General features: G+C 37.9%; 18 protein-coding genes and 1 pseudogene. 18 read left to right on the top strand and 1 reads right to left on the bottom strand.

The window, feature by feature from the left end:
* The first annotated feature begins 832 nt into the window (after positions 1-832).
* The 15 genes and pseudogenes from CUS89_RS16005 (at position 833) to CUS89_RS00685 (ending at position 17,812) form a co-directional block, all read left to right on the top strand.
* A complete protein-coding gene (locus CUS89_RS16005) occupies positions 833-1,003 on the top strand; it encodes a hypothetical protein (RefSeq protein WP_181055275.1) in 171 nt (56 codons plus the stop codon).
* Positions 1,004-1,353: 350 nt separating this feature from the next.
* Positions 1,354-1,932: a recombinase family protein gene (locus tag CUS89_RS00745; RefSeq protein WP_104870651.1), complete on the top strand. Its 579-nt coding sequence runs from the start codon at positions 1,354-1,356 to the stop codon at positions 1,930-1,932.
* Positions 1,933-2,777: 845 nt separating this feature from the next.
* Positions 2,778-4,520: an ABC transporter ATP-binding protein gene (locus tag CUS89_RS00740; protein ID WP_219843331.1), complete on the top strand. Its 1,743-nt coding sequence runs from the start codon at positions 2,778-2,780 to the stop codon at positions 4,518-4,520.
* A complete protein-coding gene (locus tag CUS89_RS16195) occupies positions 4,501-5,280 on the top strand; it encodes an ABC transporter permease (RefSeq protein WP_219843330.1) in 780 nt (259 codons plus the stop codon). The genes CUS89_RS00740 and CUS89_RS16195 overlap by 20 nt, the downstream gene beginning before the upstream one ends.
* Positions 5,281-5,625: 345 nt before the next feature.
* A pseudogene (locus CUS89_RS16190) lies at positions 5,626-6,333 on the top strand (ABC transporter ATP-binding protein); the annotation flags it as partial.
* Between the two features lie 192 nt (positions 6,334-6,525).
* Positions 6,526-7,476 carry an Rgg/GadR/MutR family transcriptional regulator gene (locus CUS89_RS00730; protein WP_104870649.1) on the top strand — a complete coding sequence of 317 codons (951 nt, stop codon included), beginning with the start codon at positions 6,526-6,528 and terminating at the stop codon, positions 7,474-7,476.
* A gap of 608 nt (positions 7,477-8,084) precedes the next feature.
* Positions 8,085-10,196 carry a BspA family leucine-rich repeat surface protein gene (locus CUS89_RS00725; protein WP_104870648.1) on the top strand — a complete coding sequence of 704 codons (2,112 nt, stop codon included), beginning with the start codon at positions 8,085-8,087 and terminating at the stop codon, positions 10,194-10,196.
* Positions 10,197-10,249: 53 nt separating this feature from the next.
* Positions 10,250-10,750 carry a hypothetical protein gene (locus CUS89_RS00720; protein ID WP_074802040.1) on the top strand — a complete coding sequence of 167 codons (501 nt, stop codon included), beginning with the start codon at positions 10,250-10,252 and terminating at the stop codon, positions 10,748-10,750.
* 38 nt (positions 10,751-10,788) lie between these two features.
* Positions 10,789-11,166 carry an LPXTG cell wall anchor domain-containing protein gene (locus CUS89_RS00715; protein WP_104870647.1) on the top strand — a complete coding sequence of 126 codons (378 nt, stop codon included), beginning with the start codon at positions 10,789-10,791 and terminating at the stop codon, positions 11,164-11,166.
* 392 nt (positions 11,167-11,558) lie between these two features.
* Positions 11,559-12,149 carry a hypothetical protein gene (locus CUS89_RS00710; RefSeq protein WP_104870646.1) on the top strand — a complete coding sequence of 197 codons (591 nt, stop codon included), beginning with the start codon at positions 11,559-11,561 and terminating at the stop codon, positions 12,147-12,149.
* A gap of 261 nt (positions 12,150-12,410) precedes the next feature.
* Positions 12,411-12,839: a peptidoglycan-binding protein LysM gene (locus CUS89_RS00705; protein WP_104870645.1), complete on the top strand. Its 429-nt coding sequence runs from the start codon at positions 12,411-12,413 to the stop codon at positions 12,837-12,839.
* Positions 12,840-12,881: 42 nt separating this feature from the next.
* On the top strand, positions 12,882-13,937 hold the full coding sequence (locus CUS89_RS00700; protein ID WP_104870644.1) for a hypothetical protein: 1,056 nt from the start codon (positions 12,882-12,884) through the stop codon (positions 13,935-13,937).
* A gap of 297 nt (positions 13,938-14,234) precedes the next feature.
* Positions 14,235-14,918, top strand: a complete 684-nt coding sequence (gene deoC / locus CUS89_RS00695; RefSeq protein ID WP_104870643.1) for a deoxyribose-phosphate aldolase — start codon at positions 14,235-14,237, stop codon at positions 14,916-14,918.
* A gap of 94 nt (positions 14,919-15,012) precedes the next feature.
* A complete protein-coding gene (locus CUS89_RS00690) occupies positions 15,013-15,237 on the top strand; it encodes a hypothetical protein (protein WP_258082359.1) in 225 nt (74 codons plus the stop codon).
* Positions 15,238-15,424: 187 nt separating this feature from the next.
* A complete protein-coding gene (locus CUS89_RS00685; RefSeq protein WP_104870642.1) occupies positions 15,425-17,812 on the top strand; it encodes a DEAD/DEAH box helicase family protein in 2,388 nt (795 codons plus the stop codon).
* Between the two features lie 113 nt (positions 17,813-17,925).
* On the opposite strand, the gene CUS89_RS00680 is transcribed toward CUS89_RS00685, so the two are convergent.
* The gene (locus CUS89_RS00680; protein ID WP_104870641.1) at positions 17,926-18,699 is read right to left on the bottom strand and encodes a DeoR/GlpR family DNA-binding transcription regulator; all 774 of its coding nucleotides are present in this window, start codon (positions 18,697-18,699) and stop codon (positions 17,926-17,928) included.
* Between the two features lie 182 nt (positions 18,700-18,881).
* Here CUS89_RS00680 and CUS89_RS00675 point away from each other — a divergent pair, with 182 nt between their 5' ends.
* The 3 genes from CUS89_RS00675 to CUS89_RS00665 are packed head-to-tail and all read left to right on the top strand — an operon-like array spanning position 18,882 to position 21,468.
* Positions 18,882-19,568 (top strand): class II aldolase/adducin family protein, encoded by a 687-nt coding sequence (locus tag CUS89_RS00675; RefSeq protein WP_104870640.1) that lies wholly within the window; start codon positions 18,882-18,884, stop codon positions 19,566-19,568.
* 18 nt (positions 19,569-19,586) lie between these two features.
* A complete protein-coding gene (locus CUS89_RS00670) occupies positions 19,587-21,059 on the top strand; it encodes a rhamnulokinase (protein WP_104870639.1) in 1,473 nt (490 codons plus the stop codon).
* Positions 21,052-21,468 (top strand): RbsD/FucU family protein, encoded by a 417-nt coding sequence (locus CUS89_RS00665; protein WP_104870638.1) that lies wholly within the window; start codon positions 21,052-21,054, stop codon positions 21,466-21,468. The genes CUS89_RS00670 and CUS89_RS00665 overlap by 8 nt, the downstream gene beginning before the upstream one ends.
* Positions 21,469-21,486 lie beyond the last annotated feature (18 nt).

Raw genomic sequence — 21,486 nt, 5'->3', positions numbered from 1 at the left:
CGAATTTTTTCAGGACTACAAATTCGTACTAAATGACTTTGAAGAGAAATTTGATGTATAAATTTTCATTTAATCGATCAGTTCATAACTACCTCCTACGCTCAGTTAATTAAGCCAAATAAAACGCTATCCTAAAGCCCATCAGAGTATAATATGGTGGGCTTTTTGTGGGTATTCATAAGATAATATATTCCTAGGAACATTTTAGTTGAGAAACCCTATCTCAAGTGATACTTAATCGAAGGGAAAGATTTTACGACCAATCATAAAAGGCTGAGGATAGAATCACGATCACCTGTTATCCTAATCAAGAACTTGAACGGAAATTTATGGAGGAAAAGTATCTTTTTGTTTATCAAAGAAGTAATTGGTCAATTTATCTAGTAACATTTTCAAGACATTTGATTCTATCAAATATTTTTTTCTTCTCCTTAAAAACGAAGATTTTTGAGACATACCAAGAGGGCGGGGAATAGAACAAAAAACTAGATATGAATCGTGAGGTGGATAAAACCAGTGAAGTAGCTAAAAAGAAAACTTTAGGTTTGCTAAAAAGAAATTGTCTAATAATACTCATAAGTATAGGAGCAAGATGTACAGATGATCAATACGAATATAAACGAAGGAACGGATTGGAAATTGAACTAGGGTGAGGAATTTACATGTCAGGCTAACACTTAGTTTTTGTTTTATGGAGAAAAAATGGAAAAAGGAGATATGATGAAACTACCTACATTGTTTTCTGCAGTATTGCTAATGAGTAGTACTGAAATCAACACGACGATGGCGTTCCAGCTGAGTTGTTTATGCAGAGACAGAGTCACTTTCTGAAATGAATCAACAAACATCAACTGAGGAAACGATGGATACTACTGTAGATCAACCTGAGGAACAAGATACAACTGAGCATAGTAGTGTAGAACAGACAACAGCATCAGAAGGAACAGATGACGCCACTACCTCTAGCCAAGAGGAACCGGAGGACGATGAGGTGATGCCATAGATCAATGCAGAAGACAAAGATGAGACAGAATCTGAAAATCAGCAAGTTGAACGCTTTGATATAGAAGACGCAAGGATCAAATTGATGGTAGTTAGTATTCATCTATAAAACAATGTAAATGGCCAATAAGGGTTTCGTTCAGCTATATTATCGCTATTGATTTGGAATCAACGTTTACTCAACATTCAGTAGGAGATATAAGTAACTTATCTTTTTTTCGATAGCTTTTTTATTACAGTAGTAATTTTTATAGTTAAGTCATTGTATAATTATCTCTACTCATATCTATGCTATAAATACATTATTGATATATATGAGTTTTTTATTAGATAGCTTATTGGGGGAATTATATGACTAGAAAAATTTACGGGTATGCCCGGGTTTCAACTAAACAGCAAGATCTTTCGCGGCAATTAGATTTATTAGAAACTTATCGCTGTGAAAAAATCTATACTGAAAAAATTAGTGGTGTCCGTGCAAGTCGTCCTGAACTAAATAAACTAAAAAAACGTGTAAAGTCCGGTGATCAAATAGTTATTGAGAGCTTCTCACGGTTTGGTCGTAGCACAAAAGATTTAATTAACCTTGTTTATTTTTTTGAAAAAAAAGGAGTTAAAATAATCAGTATCAAAGAAAATTTTGATACTCAAACTCCTCAGGGGAAATTAATGATCACTGTTTTCCAAGCTTTTAGTCAATTTGAACGAGATATTATTGTTGAACGAACCCTTGAAGGATTAAACTCTGCACGAGCACGAGGAAAGGTTGGCGGTCGTCCAAAAATCGATCAAGATGTTCTTCAAGAATCACTCTCATTGCACCTTGTCAAAGGATTGCCTGTTTCAGAAGTTTGTAAAAAAACAGGAATAAAACAATCAACTTTTTATCGTTATTTAAAATTAGAAAGGGACCTTTCTTTGGACAGTTAGTACTTATAGCGAAGTATCTTTTTTTAGTCAAAAAAGTGTATTACTTTAGTGTTGAAAAAGATTTCTTTTATAATAATAATGTAAGCAATGTGTAGTCATCATTAGTTTCATATCATTTTTTTTGTATGGTTATTCTGTATCATTTTTATTAGAAAAATTAAGTTAACAACGTTTTAGAGACATTCGATATGGTCGAATGTCTCTTTTTGTCGTTTCCTAAAAATGAACTTTGATCGCAAATTCTGCTATGATTTTTCGTCTCAAATTGACAGAAATCGAACAATTTCTACTGTCTTAAGAAGTTTCAGCCGAGAAAGTTACCTCACACTTTTTACATAGAAACCTAGTTTTTTTATTTTTAGGTAGTTCTTCGTGAATAGATCGGTCATAGTTAAGTCGTGGTTTGGTCAGTCCCGTGATTAATCACTTGTCCTTCATTTTTAATCCTATATTTAGTACAACAAGAAAAGGTGTAATCTGAACGCCATGAGTCTAATGCCTCCTTCTTTCTTTGCAGGAAGCCAATTTGTAGGGAAAATGATTCCATCAATACTAGATATTTATAGAAGCGAAAATCTTTAACAAGTAACTATACGTGCTTATCACATTTTATTTCTTATATTTTTGTACTATAAACAGTTTTCTAGTTGTGCATTCCCTCGTTTTCATTTCAACATCCTCTCCTAAAAATCCCCCATCTCTGCCCTTTCCTCTCCACGTGAAAAAAACATGTTGAATAACCGTTGACTCTCCTATTATGGGAGACTATATACTTGTTTATGTGCTATAACACACGAAAGAGAAGAGGTTCGAAACAGAATGAAAGAAGTAAAGGAGTGATCAACGTGCTAAAACTATTCAAAACGGCACATTTAAGTAAATGGAAAGTAGGCTTGTTGCTACTGTTCATCACATTGCAGATGTTAGGAACATTATATTTACCTACTTTGACGGCTAATATCATCAATGAAGGTGTGGTCATGCAAGATATGGATTATGTCCAAACGACGGGGGTTATTATGTTGGGGGTTGCGATACTGACAGGTATTTTCTCAATTTTAGCCACGTATTACTCAGCAGAGATTGCGACGACTTTTTCTAAAAATATCCGCGATCGTTTGTTTAAACATACACAACAGTTATCTTATCAAGATTTCAAGCATTTTAGCGGGTCTTCGTTGATCACACGAGCAACCAATGATATCGAGCAGTTACAGTCGACGATCAGCATGTTTTTTGAAACGATGATTCCAGCACCTTTTGTAATGATCGTTGGATTGATATTGGCTTACATACGAGATGGTTATATGGCGTTGATCATTTTGATCACAGCTATTCTGTTCACGATTGTCTTCGGTTGGGTCACGTTAAAGATCTTTCCGCTTTTTGAGAAAACACAATTGGGATTGGATAAAATCAATGGGATCGTCGGGCAGTATTTGTCAGGTATTCGAGTGGTGAGAGCGTTCAATCGGACAAAACTTGAGAAGGAACGCATGGATGCTTCGTTTGTTGATTTTGCGAATTTGAATATCAAAATCAATCGACTGTTTGCAGTGATGATGCCAATCGTGATGTTGGTTATGTCCCTTTCTACGGTGGCAATCATGTGGTTTGGTGCGATGAGAGTGGATTCAGGAAACATGGCGATCGGTGATATCATGGCGATCATTGAGTATGCAATGAACATCTTGATGTATCTATTGATGGCTGTTTTTTCAGCAATCAACTTGCCAAGAGCAAAAGTATGTGCCAATCGTATTCTTGAAGTTTTAGATTATCGTCCTGAGATCACTGACGGTGAGGCTCATTTGAATGGTCGTTCTGATGTACGCTTAGAATTTAAAAATGTCAGTTTTTCTTATCGTGATGCTGAAAGTCCAGTATTGCAAAATCTTGATTTTGTTTGTGAGGCAGGAACGACAACGGCAATCATTGGTGGAACAGGCTCTGGGAAAAGTACGGTAGCAAAATTGATTCCACGGTTGTTAGAAGCTTCGGGTGGGGAAATTATCTTAAATGGTATGGATGTCAAAGATGTCCCACAAGAAGAGTTGCGTAGCAAAATTGGGTTTGTCCCACAAAAAGCTTTCTTATTCAGTGGGACGATCGCTGATAATTTAAAGCATGGTCATCCGCAAGCTTCATTAAAAGATATGGAACAGGCAGCCACGATTGCTCAAGCAAAAAGTTTTATCAATGAACTTCCTGAAAAATATGAATCAAACGTCGTGCAAGGTGGGAAAAACTTCTCTGGTGGTCAACGACAGCGGTTGTCGATCGCACGAATGATCATGAAAAAACCAGCAATCTATGTTTTTGATGATAGTTTTTCTGCATTGGATTATAAAACAGATGCTGCATTGAGACGCTCGTTGAAAGAAGTCACAAAGAAATCAGTGATGGTCGTTATTGCACAACGAATCACTTCAATAAAAGAGGCGGATCAAATCATCGTTTTAGATGAAGGTAAGGTTGTTGGAAAAGGAACCCACAGAGAGTTATTAGAAAATTGCAGTGCCTATTTTGAGATCGCAAAATCTCAGCTGAGTGAGGAGGAGCTGGAAAATGAGCTCAGAGAACAATAATACGTATGATGTCATGGATGGCGGAGGAGGAATCTCAATCGATCATGCGAAAAATAGTAAAAAAACGTTATGGCGCATGATCAAAGCATTGGCACCACAAAAATGGCTAATGCTGATTGCTTTTCTATTTGCTACTTTAGGTGTGCTGCTGAATCTATGGGCACCCAATATATTTGCTGATGCGATCAATATCATCTTTGAAGGTGTGGCGTTGTCATTTAGCGAGGGCACAGCGATTTCGATCGATTTTCGACGGTTATCTGAAGTCATTCTATTGTTGATAGGGGTCTATCTTTTCAGTTCGATCTTCTCCTATTTTCAAGAGTATGCGATGGCTTCAGTATCTCAAAAATTAGTGTTGTCTTTGAGAGAACAGGTCAGTGAAAAGTTAACGAAGGTTCCTTTGAAGTTCTATGATACTAATCAAAAAGGACAGATTTTAAGTCGTGTCACCAATGACTTAGAGCGTGTGAATGAAATTTTAAGGGATGCGATCATGCGCTTATTCACCTCAGCAATCACCATTGTTGGAGCGGTCATTTTGATGCTCCGCATTGATCGAACGTTGACGTTGATTGGCGTTGGAGCAATAGTGATCGGGTTAGTCATCACCATGCTTGTGGGGATAAAAAGTAATAAGATTTTTACAGATCGCCAACGTTCTGTGGGGATTTTTAATACCAAGATTGAAGAATATTTTTCAGGACAGGTAGAAATCAAGGCATTTAATTTAGAGCAAGAAGTCATCGGACAAACATAAGATTCGATTGATCAGTTGTATCGAGATGATAAGAAAGCACAATTCATCATGTTTGCAATCATGCCGATCATCCGATTATTCAACCAAATCGGTTATGTCATGATTGCTGGATTAGGCGCTATCTTTGTTATCCGTGGCCGCATCTCTATTGGTCAAATCTTATCCTTTTTCCAGTATATCCAGATGTCCCAAGAGCCTTTGACTGAAGCTTCATTTTTATTCAACTCACTACAATCTGCTATTGCTTCCGCGGAACGAGTGTTTGAGATCATCGATGAAGAGGAAATGGAAGAAGATAGTCAAGTAAACAGTAGGATCAAAGCACCAAAAGGGAATATCTCTTTTGAAAATGTTCAATTTGGCTATGGGAAAGAACTATTGATGAATGGAGTGGATTTTGAAGTAAAAGCTGGGCAAAAGGTGGCGATTGTTGGCCCAACTGGTGCTGGGAAAACAACGTTGATCAATTTGTTGATGCGTTTTTACGAAACAAATGCAGGATCAATCAAAGTGGATGGCGTGGATATCAAAAAAATGAGTCGCCACTATCTACGTTCGTTATTTGGAATGGTTCTTCAAGATTCATGGATGTTTGAAGGAACGGTCAGCGAAAATATTGCTTACGGGCGTCACCGTGCCTCGAAATCTGAGATCGTGGATGCCGCAAGAATGGCACGAGCGGATCACTTTATTCGAACGTTACCTAATGGCTACGATACAGTCATGAATGATGAGAATGCCTCTTTGTCTCAAGGAGAAAAACAGCTGCTGTGCATTGCACGAGCGATATTGACCAATCCGCCAATTCTTCTATTGGATGAAGCGACATCTAGTATCGATACGAGAACAGAATTAGAGATCCAAAAAGCGATGGATCATCTGATGAAAGGGAAGACTAGTTTCGTTATTGCTCATCGTCTTTCGACAATTAAAAATGCCGATGTGATTTTAGTCATGAAAGAAGGAAATGTTGTTGAGGTTGGCGATCATGAAACGCTGTTGCAAAAAGACGGTATGTATAGTGAACTATATAATAGCCAGTTTGCCTCATAGAAACGAAAATGAAGCTGTCATTTACAAAAATTGAGTTTTGTAGATGATAGCTTTTTATTGTCTAATCATTGCTTTTGAACATCTGTATTCGTGTTTTTTAGCTAAATTAATTGTATCTTTCTATTAATTTTATAATATAATAGAATGAGATTATAGTGAATTTTATATTAAAAAAAATTAAGAGGTGTGTGGATGAAAAATTATGGAGAGACCATTAAAGCGATACGCAAAGCGAAAGGGATGCTACTAAAAGAATTAGTGGATGAACAACTTTCTATTTCTTTGCTATCCCAATTTGAAAATGGTCGGCTATCTATTTCTTGTGAAAGGTTCCATCTTATATTATCAAAGTTAGAAGTGAAGTTTGAAGAATTTATTGTGTTACATTCTGAAAGTCCACATTCACCATTGCACGTGGAAATCAGTAGGTATATGCGCGCAGCAAATGTGACTTCATTAAAGGAATTAGAAAAACTACAAACGAACTACCAAGAATTACTAACCTACTATCATCATAATTATTCATTGGAGCTGGATCATTTCTTACAATTGATTCGTTTCAATTATGAGACAAAAAAATCTTTTTTCAATGGTGTTTCGATGCTTGATGCCAGTTCTACACACAGTCATCTTCTAGATTCAGCAAAGCAATATTTAGCTGATACTACTACATGGGGAGTGTATGAATTAAAATTGTTTTCTCGTATCGCCGTTTCGATGGAACCAGAACTTTTATGGCAGTATGTAAAAATGGCAAATGATAAAAGTGAACGATTTGAAAAAGTACCAGGCAACAAAGATATTTTGTATCAAACGTTTATCACCATTTTTTCCGTTTTTTGTTTATTCGGTGAAACGGACTATGCAACGAAACTTTTTGATCTTTGGAAAAGTCGTGTCATCAGAGAGGAACATATTGAACAGGCTGTTCTTTTACCATTTTATGAGGGGTGCTTAGCACATTTGAAGCACGACAAGGAGCAAGCAATCGAACTGATGGATCGCACCTTAACAACATTAGAGAATCTAGGTTTATCAAAGATTGCACGTGATTATGCAGAATTAAAGAAAGTCGTGTTAGTCCTTGGATTCGTTACGGTCATTATTATCGATCCATTGTTTGAGGACTTGATGAACGCTTAAAATCTTATATACTCGAACGTTTTTATTTGGAAATTATTCATTCGATTAAATTAGAAGATAGCTGATATTACGATAGAAAAAGCCTTCAGATCATTCATTGATCGGAAGGTTTTTTTGATTCAGTCCTCGGATAAATGAAAAAAAATAAAAAAAAAGAAATAAAAAAACGAACATCATTTTATATTGTTTGTAATGATTCTAAAGATAAAACAACCATAAAAAAATTCTATGGTTGTTGTAATGAATTTCCACGTTCTATTCTTAATCATTTATCCTTGCTGAAATAATATTCGAAAACTTCAATTTCAGTATTCTAAAAAATAAATCAGATTAAAAACTATATAGCTGGAATAAAATAACAATTAATTGGTAAACGAATGTGCAAAGGTGATAATTTTAACATGATTAGTACAGATTTTTTTCTGGATCGAGTTAAAATTATAAATAGATTAAAATATAATGTGATGCTACACTTTGTATATCAACAAAGCGCTTTGTTGTGGTTTTTATTATTGGTAAATATACCAAACATATTTTTACAGAAAAATAAATTATCTTAATCAATCATCAAATACTATTGGGGTAACAGTTGGAGGAGGGTAAAAATCGTGACGAATAAGTCTATTTTAAAAAAACGTTCATTGATTACATTGACAACGAGTATGATGCTATTTTTACCAGTTGGACAAGTACTAGCAATCGATACTCACACGCCAGATGTTCAATCAGATGGATTAGTGAATGATCAGTTAGTGACTACTGATGAATCAATTGATATAGAAGAATCAACAGCAGCTTCCGAGAGTCATCAGGAAACAACTTTGGAAGCAAATCAGGAGGAGGACAAAGGGAATCAAGCAGTTGTCTTACCAGTTCAAGAAGCAATACCAGTAGTGGATCAGCCAGAAATGGAAGAAGAGGGGGCTGATGCACCTAGCGAAATGGGAAAAATCGCACTTCCGCCTGGGATCAATGCGGTATATACAGGTCAAGTTGGTACGATTCCTTGGGTAATCGATAATACGGGGACACTGACATTAGGATCTGGTATTTTTGATGAAGTGAACGATCCTGTAGGAAATTATGAGCAAGATGCTTACTTTAATGCACCCCATTTAGCTGCGTTCATTAATCGCATCGTTTTAACAGGAGACATTCAACTAGTTGGCTCTCAACGTGGAACGAATAATTATAGTGATCAAGGTGGTTGGGGAGAACTCGGAGGACGTGGTCGTACGCGAGGTTTTTTTGAAGGAATGCAACAAGTTCAACGTGTTGAGGGGATGCATCATCTTGATACAAGTAATCTGACAGACATGAGTTACATGTTTCATTATTTATCATTAGTTACTGAACTAGACATCACCTCTCTTGATACAAGTAATGTTACATCAATGATGAGCACATTTTCTGGAATGAGAAGGGTTAGTCAACTGGATTTTTCTAACTTTGATACGAGTAACGTAGTAAACATGGCGGGTATGTTTCAGTATACAGACACACTTACCCAACTAGATCTATCCAGTTTTAATACAAGTAATGTCACAGATATGAGCTATATGTTTATTTTCATGTTGTCCCTGAAGAACTTGAATATTTCTAGTTTTGATACGAGTAATGTGGCAAGTATGACGCAAATGTTTAGTGAGTTAGATAATCTATCGATACTAGATCTTAGTCATTTTGATACGAGTAATGTAACCGATATGATGGGGATGTTCATGAATGCTTCGGCACTAACAGAACTCGATTTATCCAATTTTGATACGAGTAAGGTAACGCATATGCAATTGATGTTTTCAGGTTGTGCCAATTTAAGAGAACTTGATCTAGCAAATTTTGATTCGAGAAGCACAGCAGTGTCTACCTTGATGTTTCGCGATGCACCTTTACAAAAATTGACGTTAGGAACGGGTTTCCAATTTCCTGCCAATCATGGGCTGGCTGAACTTGGAGAGACAGATACACATTTTCCTTTCTGGCGAAATGTTGGTGCAGGAACATCTGAACGCCCACGTGGCACGCATGTGTTATCGAGTGCAGATTTAGCAACAACGTATGATGGAGCGACTATGGCTGATACATGGGTATGGCAACCGCGGATCTTCTCAAGCCTTACTATTGGAATGGAAGGTCAAGGAACTGTTTCCCAAGATGTCGCAAGTGTTGAGAGTGGTCAAATAATCGATATCAACGCAACAGCTGATGCTGGCTGGCGATTTTCTCATTGGCGTATCGAAAGCGGCGAAGGGACGATTGCAGATGAGAAAGAATCCACGACTACTTTTATGATGGGAGAAGAGCACACTAAATTGGTAGCAGTTTTTGAAGACTTGGGGGAGTTACTATCTGTAAGAATCCCAACATCTGCCGTTTTCAACACTACTTCTTCATCAAACCATCGACAAATCATTTCACCGGACTATGAGATCGGGAATGAATCTCCGTTTGCTATTTCGGTTGATGTAGTCGCACCTACAGAGCTTAAGAATATGGACATCGTTGAAGCATTGAATGTAGTGGGAGATGGGAAAGAAAATTTACTGATCCATCACGGTAGTAGCTATCAAACGGAGGCATTTCGATTATTCGATTTAGCAATTGAAGAAGTTAATACTTTCACATTTACAGGTGAAGCTGAAAAATTACCTGAAGGGAGCAGCCATGCAACACCAACCTTCAACCTAGTTCTACGATTCGGGCCAAATCTGTCAAATTAGTTCATATTAAGCGAATAGAGCAATAATCTTATCAGAGAAATGGAGAAAGATGAATGGCAAAGAAAAATCAAAAGAAATGGATCGCTTTGGGGTTGCTTCTCTTGGTCATTGGTGGTGTCTTTTTATATTTCAACAATCAAGAAAACGAGCCTGTGCCAACCGTCAGTGCAGAATTATTACCAGGTTTGAGAGATGCAAGCGACATTGAAATGGCGGAACGAGCGCAAGAAATTGCAGATGCCAACTATTTCACTTTGCAAATTGCCCCTTTTGCTGTGTTTGAGAATGGGGAATCAGAAGGGACGATCGAGATCGTCAATCCGGGGACCAATGTGTATCCAATCGCGGTCGATCTCTTTTTAGCGGAGACAGAAGAAGTGATTTATTCTTCTGGATCGATTCATCCGAATCAACAAATTGTTGGTGCAAAACTAGAGAAACCACTTGAAAAAGGCGAATATCAAGCCATTGCACGCATCAATATCTATGATCCAGAAACAAATGAACGACAAGGAGTGACAGAAGCAGAGATTGTCATCACTATCAACAATTAAAAACGTTAAATGATCATCTAAAGAAAGGAGGTACATTCATGCGTAAAGTGACACAACTTGTATTGTTTGTAGGAGTTATCTTTCTAACAAGTGCTAGCTACGCTGTTCATGCCTCAGAAAACCAATCATTTTTCAAGCGCGTGGAAGGGCAAATCGGTAGTACGCGCACACCACAAGAACCAGGTACGGGAACAAATACCGGACCAGGGGCAGGTAATGGAACAAGCGGAAATAATAGAGATGTTTTAGTCGTAGACACATCAAAACTACCGAATCGAACACAGAGTAAGCCGGGTTTACTTGCAAACTTACCGAAAACCGGCAGTGAAGGAAATTTATGGGTACAGTTAGCTGGAATTCTTTTGATTTTACTAAGTAGCCGATTCCTTTTTCTGAAAAAAGAGGAACAAGTTTAAAGACCATTGGAATATTCATTGGAATATTTATAAGAATCATGCAATTTGAACACAATGAACAAGAATCATCGTCTGTATCAACTAGCAGCTTCTATCAAATTCGCGATCGTATGATCCAGCTGGATCATAGCGAATAAACGAAGTGAAGTAGCCACCCGCAACGGTTTGTTTTTTTGCCGGACCATTTATTTTGAGCAACAGCCCAGCCTATATCCACCAAAAATACCAAAATTCAGTAAATGTTGGTCAAAATAAAGTCACTTTTCCTTAGCTGGATAGAAGAAGTCGAAAGTATTGGATATGATCGTCTGAATTGGAAGTGGCTGCTAGCTGATGCGAACGATGATTTCTTGTTTGCCAATCAATCAATAGAACATGGAGGAGAAAATTTGATGAAGAAGTATACTAAGTTATTCGGAACAGTTGCAATGATGGGAACGTTATTAGGTGCAGGTGCTGCTTCTGTCGCAGCCACTACATTCAATGGACAGGCAGATGGAAATATTCCAGTTACAGGACGTGTTGGTTTAGATAATACAGTCGATCCTGGTGTCAATCCACCAACAAATCCAGATGAAATGATCAACGTAACTGTGCCAACATCGGCAATCTTTTTTACAACCGGTGCATCCGGGCATACCGCGGTTGAATCACCAAATTACACTGTTACAAATAATTCAGCGTGGGACGTGAATATCAACATCACTGATCTAGCAAATCCAACAAATCTAGATAGTTTATCAGCGTTAGAATTAGCTGTAGTTGGTCAGAATACGACGATTCCAATCGTGACAAATGGAACGGCTCTAAGTAATCCAGCAGCATTCATGTCGTTGACAAAAAATACAGCTGAAGGTGGAACAGCACCTGTTGGGACTTTTGGCTTTACAGGAACGGCGATTCCCAACACAAATACGTCAGATGTGATCGTTCCGACATTTGATATGGTGTTACAATTCCAAGCGGTTGTGCCGACTCCGTAAGGACTATATTGAAGTAAGGATTACAACAATTCTATGAAACAACGGGTAAGATGTTACAAATCAGGACGAGTTGAGAGCTGTATAGTCAGCAATTTGGCACTTCCTAAAAAATTAAATAAGTAATATTCTAGAAATAACAATTTGGTAATGAGCCATCATCCGTAACTATTTGAAGGATAAATTTCAAGGATGATGGCTTATTTTTTTACCACTATTACTTCAGATTATTGGACTTTAAAAATAAAAATGTTGGAGGGTCAAATGAAAAAAGTAGTTGGTAGTCTATTGATCATCTTGTCTTTTGTGGTTCTAAGTGGTTGTACGAGTGGGGTCACAGTAAATGATCTACAAGCAAACGATTGGACAGTGAAAGGATTTGAGGATAGGGCAGGCAATAAGATGATTGCCTCTTTTTCCGATGATGTCATTACATTTACCATTGATAGTTCAGAGGCAAGCATAAAAGATACAGCAGATGAGTTTGTAAGAGAAATGGCGTTTGAAATCAATTATCGCTTAGAAAAAGATAGGATGACATGGGAAGATCCTGCTGGTGTTAGCGAAGAAGCAAAATATAAAGTGTCTAGAGAGGACAGTAATATCGTCTTAACACCAGATGATGAGAATAAAGAGCATGAGGAGATGATTTTGATTCCTCATACAAGCAAAGATACAGATGATTCAAAATAAAAATTAAAATCGAAAGTTACGTATACAGGAGGAAGGAATCCAATGAAAAAAAGAAGCTTAGTCCACATACTCGTTACGGTTTTATTCGTTATTACATTTGGTGCTTTTTTTAGTACGAACGTACAAGCAGATGAATCATTTTTCCAACCAAACACTGAGCGCGTAGGTGTCTGGTGGTGGGATACGAGTAATTTGAGTTTAGCACATAGTGAAAGTTATTTAGACTATGCAAAGAACAATGGGATAACAGAGATTTATTTGAATCAAACCGATTTAAGGAAGATAAATAAGTTTACTGTCAATGATGATCCAGATGTAATGAAAGACGTAATTGTTCCAACACAAAACTTTATCAGAGCGGCAAAAGTATATGGAATCGACGTTTACTTTCTTCTTAGCAACGATGGTACTTGGCTATATGAACATAGACGAAATAATTTTAATAATATCATGCAAGGCTTCACGATTTATCAAGAAATATCACAGGACGAAGAACTTTTTGCGGGCCTACACTTTAATGTGGAACCTAACCAATTAAGCGATGGAGCTGGAGGACGTTATTGGGATAAGGGAATTCCTGTGCAACAAGAATTAATGCAACGACTGGCTAACTTTGCAATATATGTCAATGACACTTATGGTAAGAATAATGAAGGGGAAGGATCAGTTATTATGTGGTCCACTGGATATTGGTGGGATCGTGATGAATACACAGTAGATTATAATAATAAAGAAGAGCTACTCTATCGTGTGATTATCGAAGAATCAGATACCACGGTGGTGATGTCTTTTAGAACTTCTGCGTACGAGATGGCTCGATTCTCTAGAAATCACCTAGCATATGCTCGATCTGTAGACAAACCGATTATTTTATCTGGTACAGTGATACTTGCTGGAAGACTTCCACATCAATCAGCCCATGCTCAGTTTATCGCGCATGGAAGAGAGCGAATGCATCGCGAGCTACAAAATGTACCTGAAGCAGCTAATTTATGGTCAAATCGTGGGAATACAGCTTCTTCTCTGAATGAATTAGATGTACATGTTGCTATTCATGAAATGATGACTTGGCGACATTGGGCAAGGAGAGAACGATAGTAATAAAGCAATAACTGTAAGGTTTTGATTAGAAAACCTTCCTCCTTCATTATTCAAATCCTTTCAAAATTCAATGATAACTATGATTTTTATTGGTCATATAACCAAATTCCCTAGATGATAGGTCCGACTGGCAGTCTATGTCAGTGGTTATTATCTAGGGATTGTTTTACTTTATGTTGTGGCTGAAAATCGAAAGTATTGACTAAGGCTACATTTTATGATTTTTAATAAATTGACAAATAAAAAGTGAATGATAGTATGTAAATGAAAATAAATGAAGGACGGAGAAAATAAATGATCAAGTTAAAAAGATTGGCAAATATGATAGACCACACACTATTGAAAGCGGATGCTCAGAAGGCAGAATTTGAACAACTTTGTAAGGAAGCGATTAACTATGGATTTAAAATGGTGGCGATCAATTCTTATCCTGTAGGGATGTGTCGCAATTTTGTACAAGATAGCGATGTGCATGTGGGCGCTGCGATTGGTTTTCCATTAGGGCAAACAACGATTGAGACAAAGGTTTTTGAAGTAAAAGATGCCATCAAAAATGGTGCAGACGAAATCGATTATGTCATCAACATCGGCAAGTTAAAAGAAGGGGATTTCGACTATATTCGTGACGAAATGAAAGCGGTTGTCAATGTTTCTCGTGAAGGTGGCATCATTAGTAAAGTCATTTTAGAAAATTGCTATTTAACGGATCAAGAAAAAATGGCTGTTTGTGAAATCGCAAAGGAAGTAAAACCTGATTATGTCAAAACATCAACAGGGTTTGGCACAGGAGGTGCGACAGTAGAAGACGTGAAGTTGATGAAACAAGTGGTAGGGGAAACAGTAAAAGTGAAGGCGGCAGGAGGGATTCGTGATTTAGACACCGCATTGCAAATGATAGAAGCTGGTGCGGAACGCTTAGGAACAAGCGCTGGGATCAAGATTATTGAAGAATACAAACAGTTAGAAGGAGCAGATTGATAACAGAAATTCGAAATCTATAATAATCAGGTTTTGTTGATTTTGATTTGACAGCAACGGATAAACAAGTGGTAATCATAGCTTTAGCTATACGGTGATAAATGGTCTTTGTCTTTTTTTAGGGTTTGCCTTAAAAAGAAGAAGTGAAATTGAATACAAATATCCTTCTCTATTAAGTGACTCGAGTAAGATCAATCAACGCAGCTTCAAGCAATTTGCGAAACCTGAAGACTGTGATTATTTAGTCACGGATGCCCATATTACGCAAGAACAGCAAAATGAAATCAATGCACTGGGCATCAATCTATTGATCGTTTAAAAAATATACTGCAAACAAAGCGACCATATTAAAAGGGTCCAACCGAAACCAAGACGACAGCTACGAAAATTGCGCGTTCAATTTTTGTGGCTGCCGTCTTAGTTTGCGTAGAAGTTGGTTCTTGCAAGCGGATTATACTATAATTGCTTTAAACTAGTTCACAGAAAATATTTCGAAAGGTTGGCCTATGTTGAAGATCAAATTAAGAACCTATCAGCAGCGAGTAATCAATCAGTTAACGGACTATTTAGAGAACGACAGTATTCATATTGTCGCTCCACCTGGATCAGGAAAAACAATTTTAGGAATAACGATCATTGAGAAAATACAGAAAAAAACGTTGATTTTAGTTCCATCTTTATTGTTGAAGCATCAGTGGATCGAAGCTATCCAGCACTTCTATCCGCAATGGGAAACTTCGGAGTCGCTTCTTCAATCGGCAGAAATCACAGTCACTACTTATCAGGACTTATACAGTAAAGGCGAGGCATTACGCGATTACTTTGAAGAACAACACATTCAATTTCTAGTATTGGACGAGTCTCACCATCTCAAAAAAAATTGGTCTGACTTTCTCTTAGATTTAAAGAACCAAACCACAGATCTGCAACTCTTAGCTTTGACTGCGACGCCACCTTTTGATGCAAGTCAAAAAGACTGGCAAACGTATATTCAATTGACAGGAGCAATCGATGAAGAAGTTTCTGTATCTGAATTGGTCAAAGAAGGGGTTTTGGCACCTTATCAAGATTTCGTTTATCTTGTTCCCGTCACAAAAGAATCAGAAGCGACATTTGGCGCTTTTTTAGAAACACAAAATCAAATCGTGACGATCCTTTTTAGTAACGAGGAAGTCACAACGTTCTTGTTAGACCAGCCATTCATTCAGGAGCCGCTAAGCCATACTGAATTTATTTATAAAAATTTTTCAGTGTACTTGGCTTGTCTGTTCTATCTAAATGAGCAAGAGTATCAACTGTCGAAAGATCATTGGCAGGTACTAGGGGTTAAACGTAAACGCATGACTGTTCCGTCACAATCCAAAGACAGTATCATTGATTTGTACCAGTATTTGTATCAAGTCGCGCCACAATTAGCTATTTTCCCTTATCTAGAAAAAGTAGGTTGGCTCTCGAATCAGAAGCTGACTTTTTACCCCGCATTCAATGGCAAAGAATCAATGAATGTGCCATTGATGAAAACCGCGATTGAACAGATCCTTGTAAAGGAAGAATTCTATCAAGGAACAAACTTACGTTGCGTGATTTTATTTGATCGCATCAAGAAAGCAGTGCTGGAGGGACAAGAAGGGTATTTGGAATATGGTCTTGGACCCGCTTTTTTAGACTTGAAGAATCTGATCCAGGCAGAAACAGTTTTAGCGGCTATTTGTGGTGAGTTTCTTATCATTGATCAAGAAATCTATCACAGTCATTTTTTGACGTACCAAGAATATCGTAGAGAGCTCCAGGTTTCTGGATATGTCTATTTACAGATGACGCAACAAAATCGTGGTAGCTTATTGGCGCTAACTACTCAACTGCTTGATTCTGGAAAAATACATGTATTGATAGGTACAGTCAGTTTATTAGGCGAGGGCTGGAATTGTCCAGCAATCAATACGATCATTATGGGGAATCAAGCTGGTTCATATGTACAGACTCAACAAATCAGAGGACGTGGATTGAGGAAATTTGGAGAGGCAAAATTGGCGAATATATGGCATATTGCACCCATTATTCCCAATATCCCACTAAGTGAACAGCCTTTCTTTCGTTTTGTTCGAAAACGTTTAGGTTTCATTGAGGGCTTGAATCTTCTTGATATCCCTTTGATTTCAACAGGAAGTGAACGATTTGAATTGCCAGATTTTCCTGATCTTCAGACGATTGCTAACTATACTCAACATCAACTTTATCAGGCAAAAGAACGCGATAAGCATTTACGATTGTGGCGAGAAGCATTGGAAAGAGGGACACATCTATCCATGCCGTTGTTCGTTCGGAAACAAACATCAGAAAAGAATGAGAAAAATGAGAGCTCGCTTTACGAAACCAAAAATAGTCAGAGGCAATCATTCGTTCAAGCGATTATTACAGGGAACTTACTGGCCTATTTCCAATTGAAGAAAAAAAGAAAACAGTGGCAAAAATATTGCCAGATGCAGCAAAAACTAGTGGAGACCAATTATCAATTACTCGTTCATGAAGGTATCTTAAATAAAACTATTCCATTAAACATTACTTGGGATGATGACCGCTTCTCCTGTGAGATCATCGCTAGTTACTATCAAGAAAAGATATTCAATGGCGTAGTCAAGGAGACACTAGGAGTCATAGACGATCCACGATACTTATTGAAAATCGGGACTACTTATTTTGCATTACCTGCTCGTTATGGTAAAAACAAAAACGACGCCCAATCTTTTGTAAAAGAAATCAAGAAATCGTATCCCTCTGCCGAGATCCACTATACAAAAAATCTTTCAGGACGCAAACACTTGATGAATGCACGAATGAACAGTTTACTGACAAGCGATCAGTTAGAGATCAAAGAGCAGAAAATGTGGCATTAGTTTGAAACAAGGGTGGGAGAAGGAGGATTTTTCTTCCACCACAAATTGATAAGACGGTGCCACCAACCCACTCGCATTCCTTAAATCGGATAAAAGTGTGCCAGAAGTAACCATTAATTTTGATAAGGAAAAATGATATCCAAGTCATGATTATCAAAAGTAGCTAAATAATTTTTGCTAGGCTCACAATTTGTAACTAAAGCGTTATAATCAAGGAAATCACCAATTTTAAAGAAGTGACTGGAACCAAATTTCGTATAATCAATCAAAAGAATGGTTTGTTTCGATTGCTTCATCATTTCTTTTTTTACTTGTGCTTGACTGAAACTTGCTTCATAAACGCCCTCTAGATCCAACCCTCTACACGAAAAAAAGGCTAAGTCAAATTGAAAAGAATCAAAGAGTGACTCATAGGAATTATTAATAACTGCACTAGAGTTTATTTTGACTTCCCCGCCGATAATAAAAACCTTCAATGCTTCGCTTTTCCCTTCACTTAAATCCAAAGCGATTTTTAAGCCATTTGTGATCACCACTAAATTTGGGATTGTTTTCAATAATGGCACAAGCTGTTGGACGGTACTACTCGAATCTAAAAAAATACACATACCGGGGGCAATAAAATCTTGAGCTAAATCAGCGATGATCTGTTTTTCTTTGATGTTCGAGGCTTCTCGTATGATGTGGGAAAATTCGGTATTCGTTGTTTTCGTTAAAATGGCTCCGCCGTGAGTACGCTTGATCGCACCACGTTCTTCTAGTTTCAATAAATCTCTCCTAAGTGTAGAAATACTACAGTGTAGATGTTGGCAGAGATCTTTATTTGAAGCTTGTTTTTTTTTGCTCAGAAACTCCATGATATCATTCAACCTTAATTCCGATTCCATGTAAGCGCCTCCTTTTGGTTTAGTCGAGTATAGCATGTGCTTGAACACTTTTGAACATATCTGAATAAAAAAGAACGAAAATAATGATAAAAAATCAATCTTCGGTTTAAATCATCACAAACAAATGATAGCAACTATAATGGTGTTGTAAACGGTAACAAATAAAATCATGGAGGTCAATGATGAATGAAGAATTAGTAAAACAACAGATTTGTGATGTATGTAACAAGATGTGGCACCTGGGTTGGGTAGCAGCCAATGATGGGAATGTTTCAGCAAAATTAGCTGATGACATCTTTATCTGTACGCCAACTGGCATTAGTAAAAGTTTTATTACACCGGACAAGTTGATCAAAATCAATCGTAAGGGAGAAGTTTTAGAAGCAAATGGTGACTACAAGCCTTCAAGCGAAATCAAAATGCACTTACGCGTATATCAAGAAAGAGAAGATGTTGGCTCAGTCGTTCATGCCCATCCTCCTGTAGCAACAGCGTTTGCCTTAGCTCAAATCCCATTAGATACGTATTCTTTGATTGAGAATGCGATTGTTATTGGTTCCGTGCCAATCACGCCATTTGGGACTCCTTCGACTGAGGAAGTGCCAGAAGCGATTACCCCCTATTTACCTGAGCATGATGTATTGTTACTCGAAAATCATGGGGCATTAGCGATGGGCTCAGATGTGATCACTGCATATTATCGTATGGAAACTTTGGAGTTAGTTGCTAAAACTTCTTTTCATGCAAGAATGCTTTTGGGCGGTAAAGGAGAAGCTGAGATTCCACAAGATAAACTACAAAAGCTATTTGAAATGAGAAAGAATTATGGTGTGACCGGCAAGCATCCTGGATATAAAAAATATAGCTGAGAAAGAAAGGGAAGAGCGTTGAAGAAAAATGTACTCGCTTTTGATTTTGGCGCATCGTCTGGGCGTGCCATCATTGGTATTTATGAAGACGGTAGATTGACATTAAAAGAAATCCATCGATTCCCAAACTATCCTTTGGAAGAAAATGGCACGCTTTACTGGGATATTGATTATTTATTTGAACAAATAAAAATAGGCATTCGACGAGCAACAGATGAATATTCGATCGATAGTCTAGGAATCGATACATGGGGCGTCGATTTTGGCTTATTGGATCGCGCGGGTCAATTGATCAAACGACCAGTGAACTACCGTGATCCTCGAACGCAGGGAATTCTGGCGGAGGCCGAAAAGTATATGCCACTCAAAGATATTTATCAACAAACGGGGAACCAAATGATGGAGATCAATTCGCTTTATCAGCTGTTAGCAGAACGGCAAAACAATCCGGAGTTTGATCAAGTGGCGACTATTTTGTTTATGCCTGATTTATTCAACTATTTACTCACGGGGAAAATCGTTGCAGAACGAAGTATTGCCTCAACTTCCCAATTAGTCAACCCGAGGACTGGTCGTTGGGATGAGAAAGTGCTGGAATCATTTGCTTTTTCGGAGAGCATATTTCCACCATTGGTATCTTCCGGGAAGCCTTTAGGAATGATAAAAAAAGATCTAGGATTACCACCAATAAAAGTGGTGAATGTCTGTGGTCATGATACCGCTAGTGCAGTAGTTAGTGTACCTTGCAACCAAGAATTTCTGTTTATCTCTTGCGGAACCTGGTCGTTGGTCGGTACAGAATTAGCTAGACCGATCATTAACGAAAAGGCATATAACTATAATTTAACAAACGAAGCTGGGATCGATCACACGACACGCTTTTTAAAAAACTGTACTGGACTCTGGATCATTCAAGAAGTGAAGCGAAATTTAGCAGAATCAGGTCGGGTGTATTCCTATTTTGAACTTGCCAATTTGGCGAATGAAGCACCGGAATTTAAATGTTTGATCGATACTGACGATCTGACATTCATTCCCCCGGGAAACATGATCGAGCGGATTCAACAATACGCTGCAAAAACGAAGCAAGCGATTCCGCAAACAGATGGCGAATTGGTGCGGTGCGTCTATGAAAGCTTAGCAATGAAATACAAGTATTGTATTTTAGAAATCATCGATGCTGTTGGAAAAGAGTTTGATACGGTCAACATCGTCGGTGGTGGTTCCCAAGCTGAGATCCTTTGTCAAATGGTGGCTGATGCTTCAAACATGCGAGTAAGCGCAGGTCCAGTGGAAGCGACTGCCATTGGAAATATTTCGGTGCAATTATTGGCAGAAGGCGTATTTAAAGATGTGAAGGAAGTGAGAGAGTGGATCAAAGAATTGATAGCGGTCAAATCCTATTTTCCGAGTGCCAAAAAAAGGGGATGGGATAAACAGTTTTCTAAGTATCAACAACTTTTAAAATCGGGGGAGAAAGCAAATGCTTAAAAAAATTCCTAAAAATTTATCACCAGACTTAGTCAAAGTTCTGATGGAGATGGGGCATGGGGATGAGATCGTTCTCGCTGACGGAAACTATCCAGCGGCTTCTAATGCGAAAAAGCTCATACGCTGTGATGGTTTAGCGATGCCACAACTCTTAAAAAGCATCTTAGAATTATTTCCTTTGGATCAATACGTCGAAGAGCCGGTAGCATTGATGGCTGTTGCTGAAGGCGACGAGAATAAGCCTGCGATTTGGGAGGAATATAAGGCGCTTATTGATCAAGGAGTATCGATTGGATCAATCGAACGACAGGCCTTTTATGAAAGAGGGAAACAAGCATATGCTATTGTCGCAACTGGGGAAGAAGCAATCTATGCGAACATTCTTTTGAAGAAAGGCGTTGTGAAATAATTTTAGGAAGTGGGGAAT

Source organism: Enterococcus mundtii (genome assembly GCF_002947535.1).
Lineage (GTDB): Bacteria > Bacillota > Bacilli > Lactobacillales > Enterococcaceae > Enterococcus_B > Enterococcus_B mundtii_B.
The sequence above is the reverse complement of the archived record's forward strand: the minus strand, read 5'-3'. Positions and strand labels throughout refer to the sequence as shown.

Bases quoted from the DNA above. Each gene is read 5' to 3' on its own strand.
- CUS89_RS16195 (WP_219843330.1), top strand. From the start codon at position 4,501: ATGAGCTCAGAGAACAATAATACGTATGATGTCATGGATGGCGGAGGA.
- CUS89_RS00715 (WP_104870647.1), top strand. From the start codon at position 10,789: ATGCGTAAAGTGACACAACTTGTATTGTTTGTAGGAGTTATCTTTCTA.
- CUS89_RS00720 (WP_074802040.1), top strand. From the start codon at position 10,250: ATGGCAAAGAAAAATCAAAAGAAATGGATCGCTTTGGGGTTGCTTCTC.
- CUS89_RS00700 (WP_104870644.1), top strand. From the start codon at position 12,882: ATGAAAAAAAGAAGCTTAGTCCACATACTCGTTACGGTTTTATTCGTT.
- CUS89_RS00705 (WP_104870645.1), top strand. From the start codon at position 12,411: ATGAAAAAAGTAGTTGGTAGTCTATTGATCATCTTGTCTTTTGTGGTT.
- CUS89_RS00665 (WP_104870638.1), top strand. From the start codon at position 21,052: ATGCTTAAAAAAATTCCTAAAAATTTATCACCAGACTTAGTCAAAGTT.
- CUS89_RS00710 (WP_104870646.1), top strand. From the start codon at position 11,559: ATGAAGAAGTATACTAAGTTATTCGGAACAGTTGCAATGATGGGAACG.
- CUS89_RS00685 (WP_104870642.1), top strand. From the start codon at position 15,425: ATGTTGAAGATCAAATTAAGAACCTATCAGCAGCGAGTAATCAATCAG.
- CUS89_RS00730 (WP_104870649.1), top strand. From the start codon at position 6,526: ATGAAAAATTATGGAGAGACCATTAAAGCGATACGCAAAGCGAAAGGG.
- deoC (WP_104870643.1), top strand. From the start codon at position 14,235: ATGATCAAGTTAAAAAGATTGGCAAATATGATAGACCACACACTATTG.
- CUS89_RS00675 (WP_104870640.1), top strand. From the start codon at position 18,882: ATGAATGAAGAATTAGTAAAACAACAGATTTGTGATGTATGTAACAAG.
- CUS89_RS00680 (WP_104870641.1), bottom strand. From the start codon at position 18,699: ATGGAATCGGAATTAAGGTTGAATGATATCATGGAGTTTCTGAGCAAA.
- CUS89_RS00745 (WP_104870651.1), top strand. From the start codon at position 1,354: ATGACTAGAAAAATTTACGGGTATGCCCGGGTTTCAACTAAACAGCAA.
- CUS89_RS16005 (WP_181055275.1), top strand. From the start codon at position 833: ATGAATCAACAAACATCAACTGAGGAAACGATGGATACTACTGTAGAT.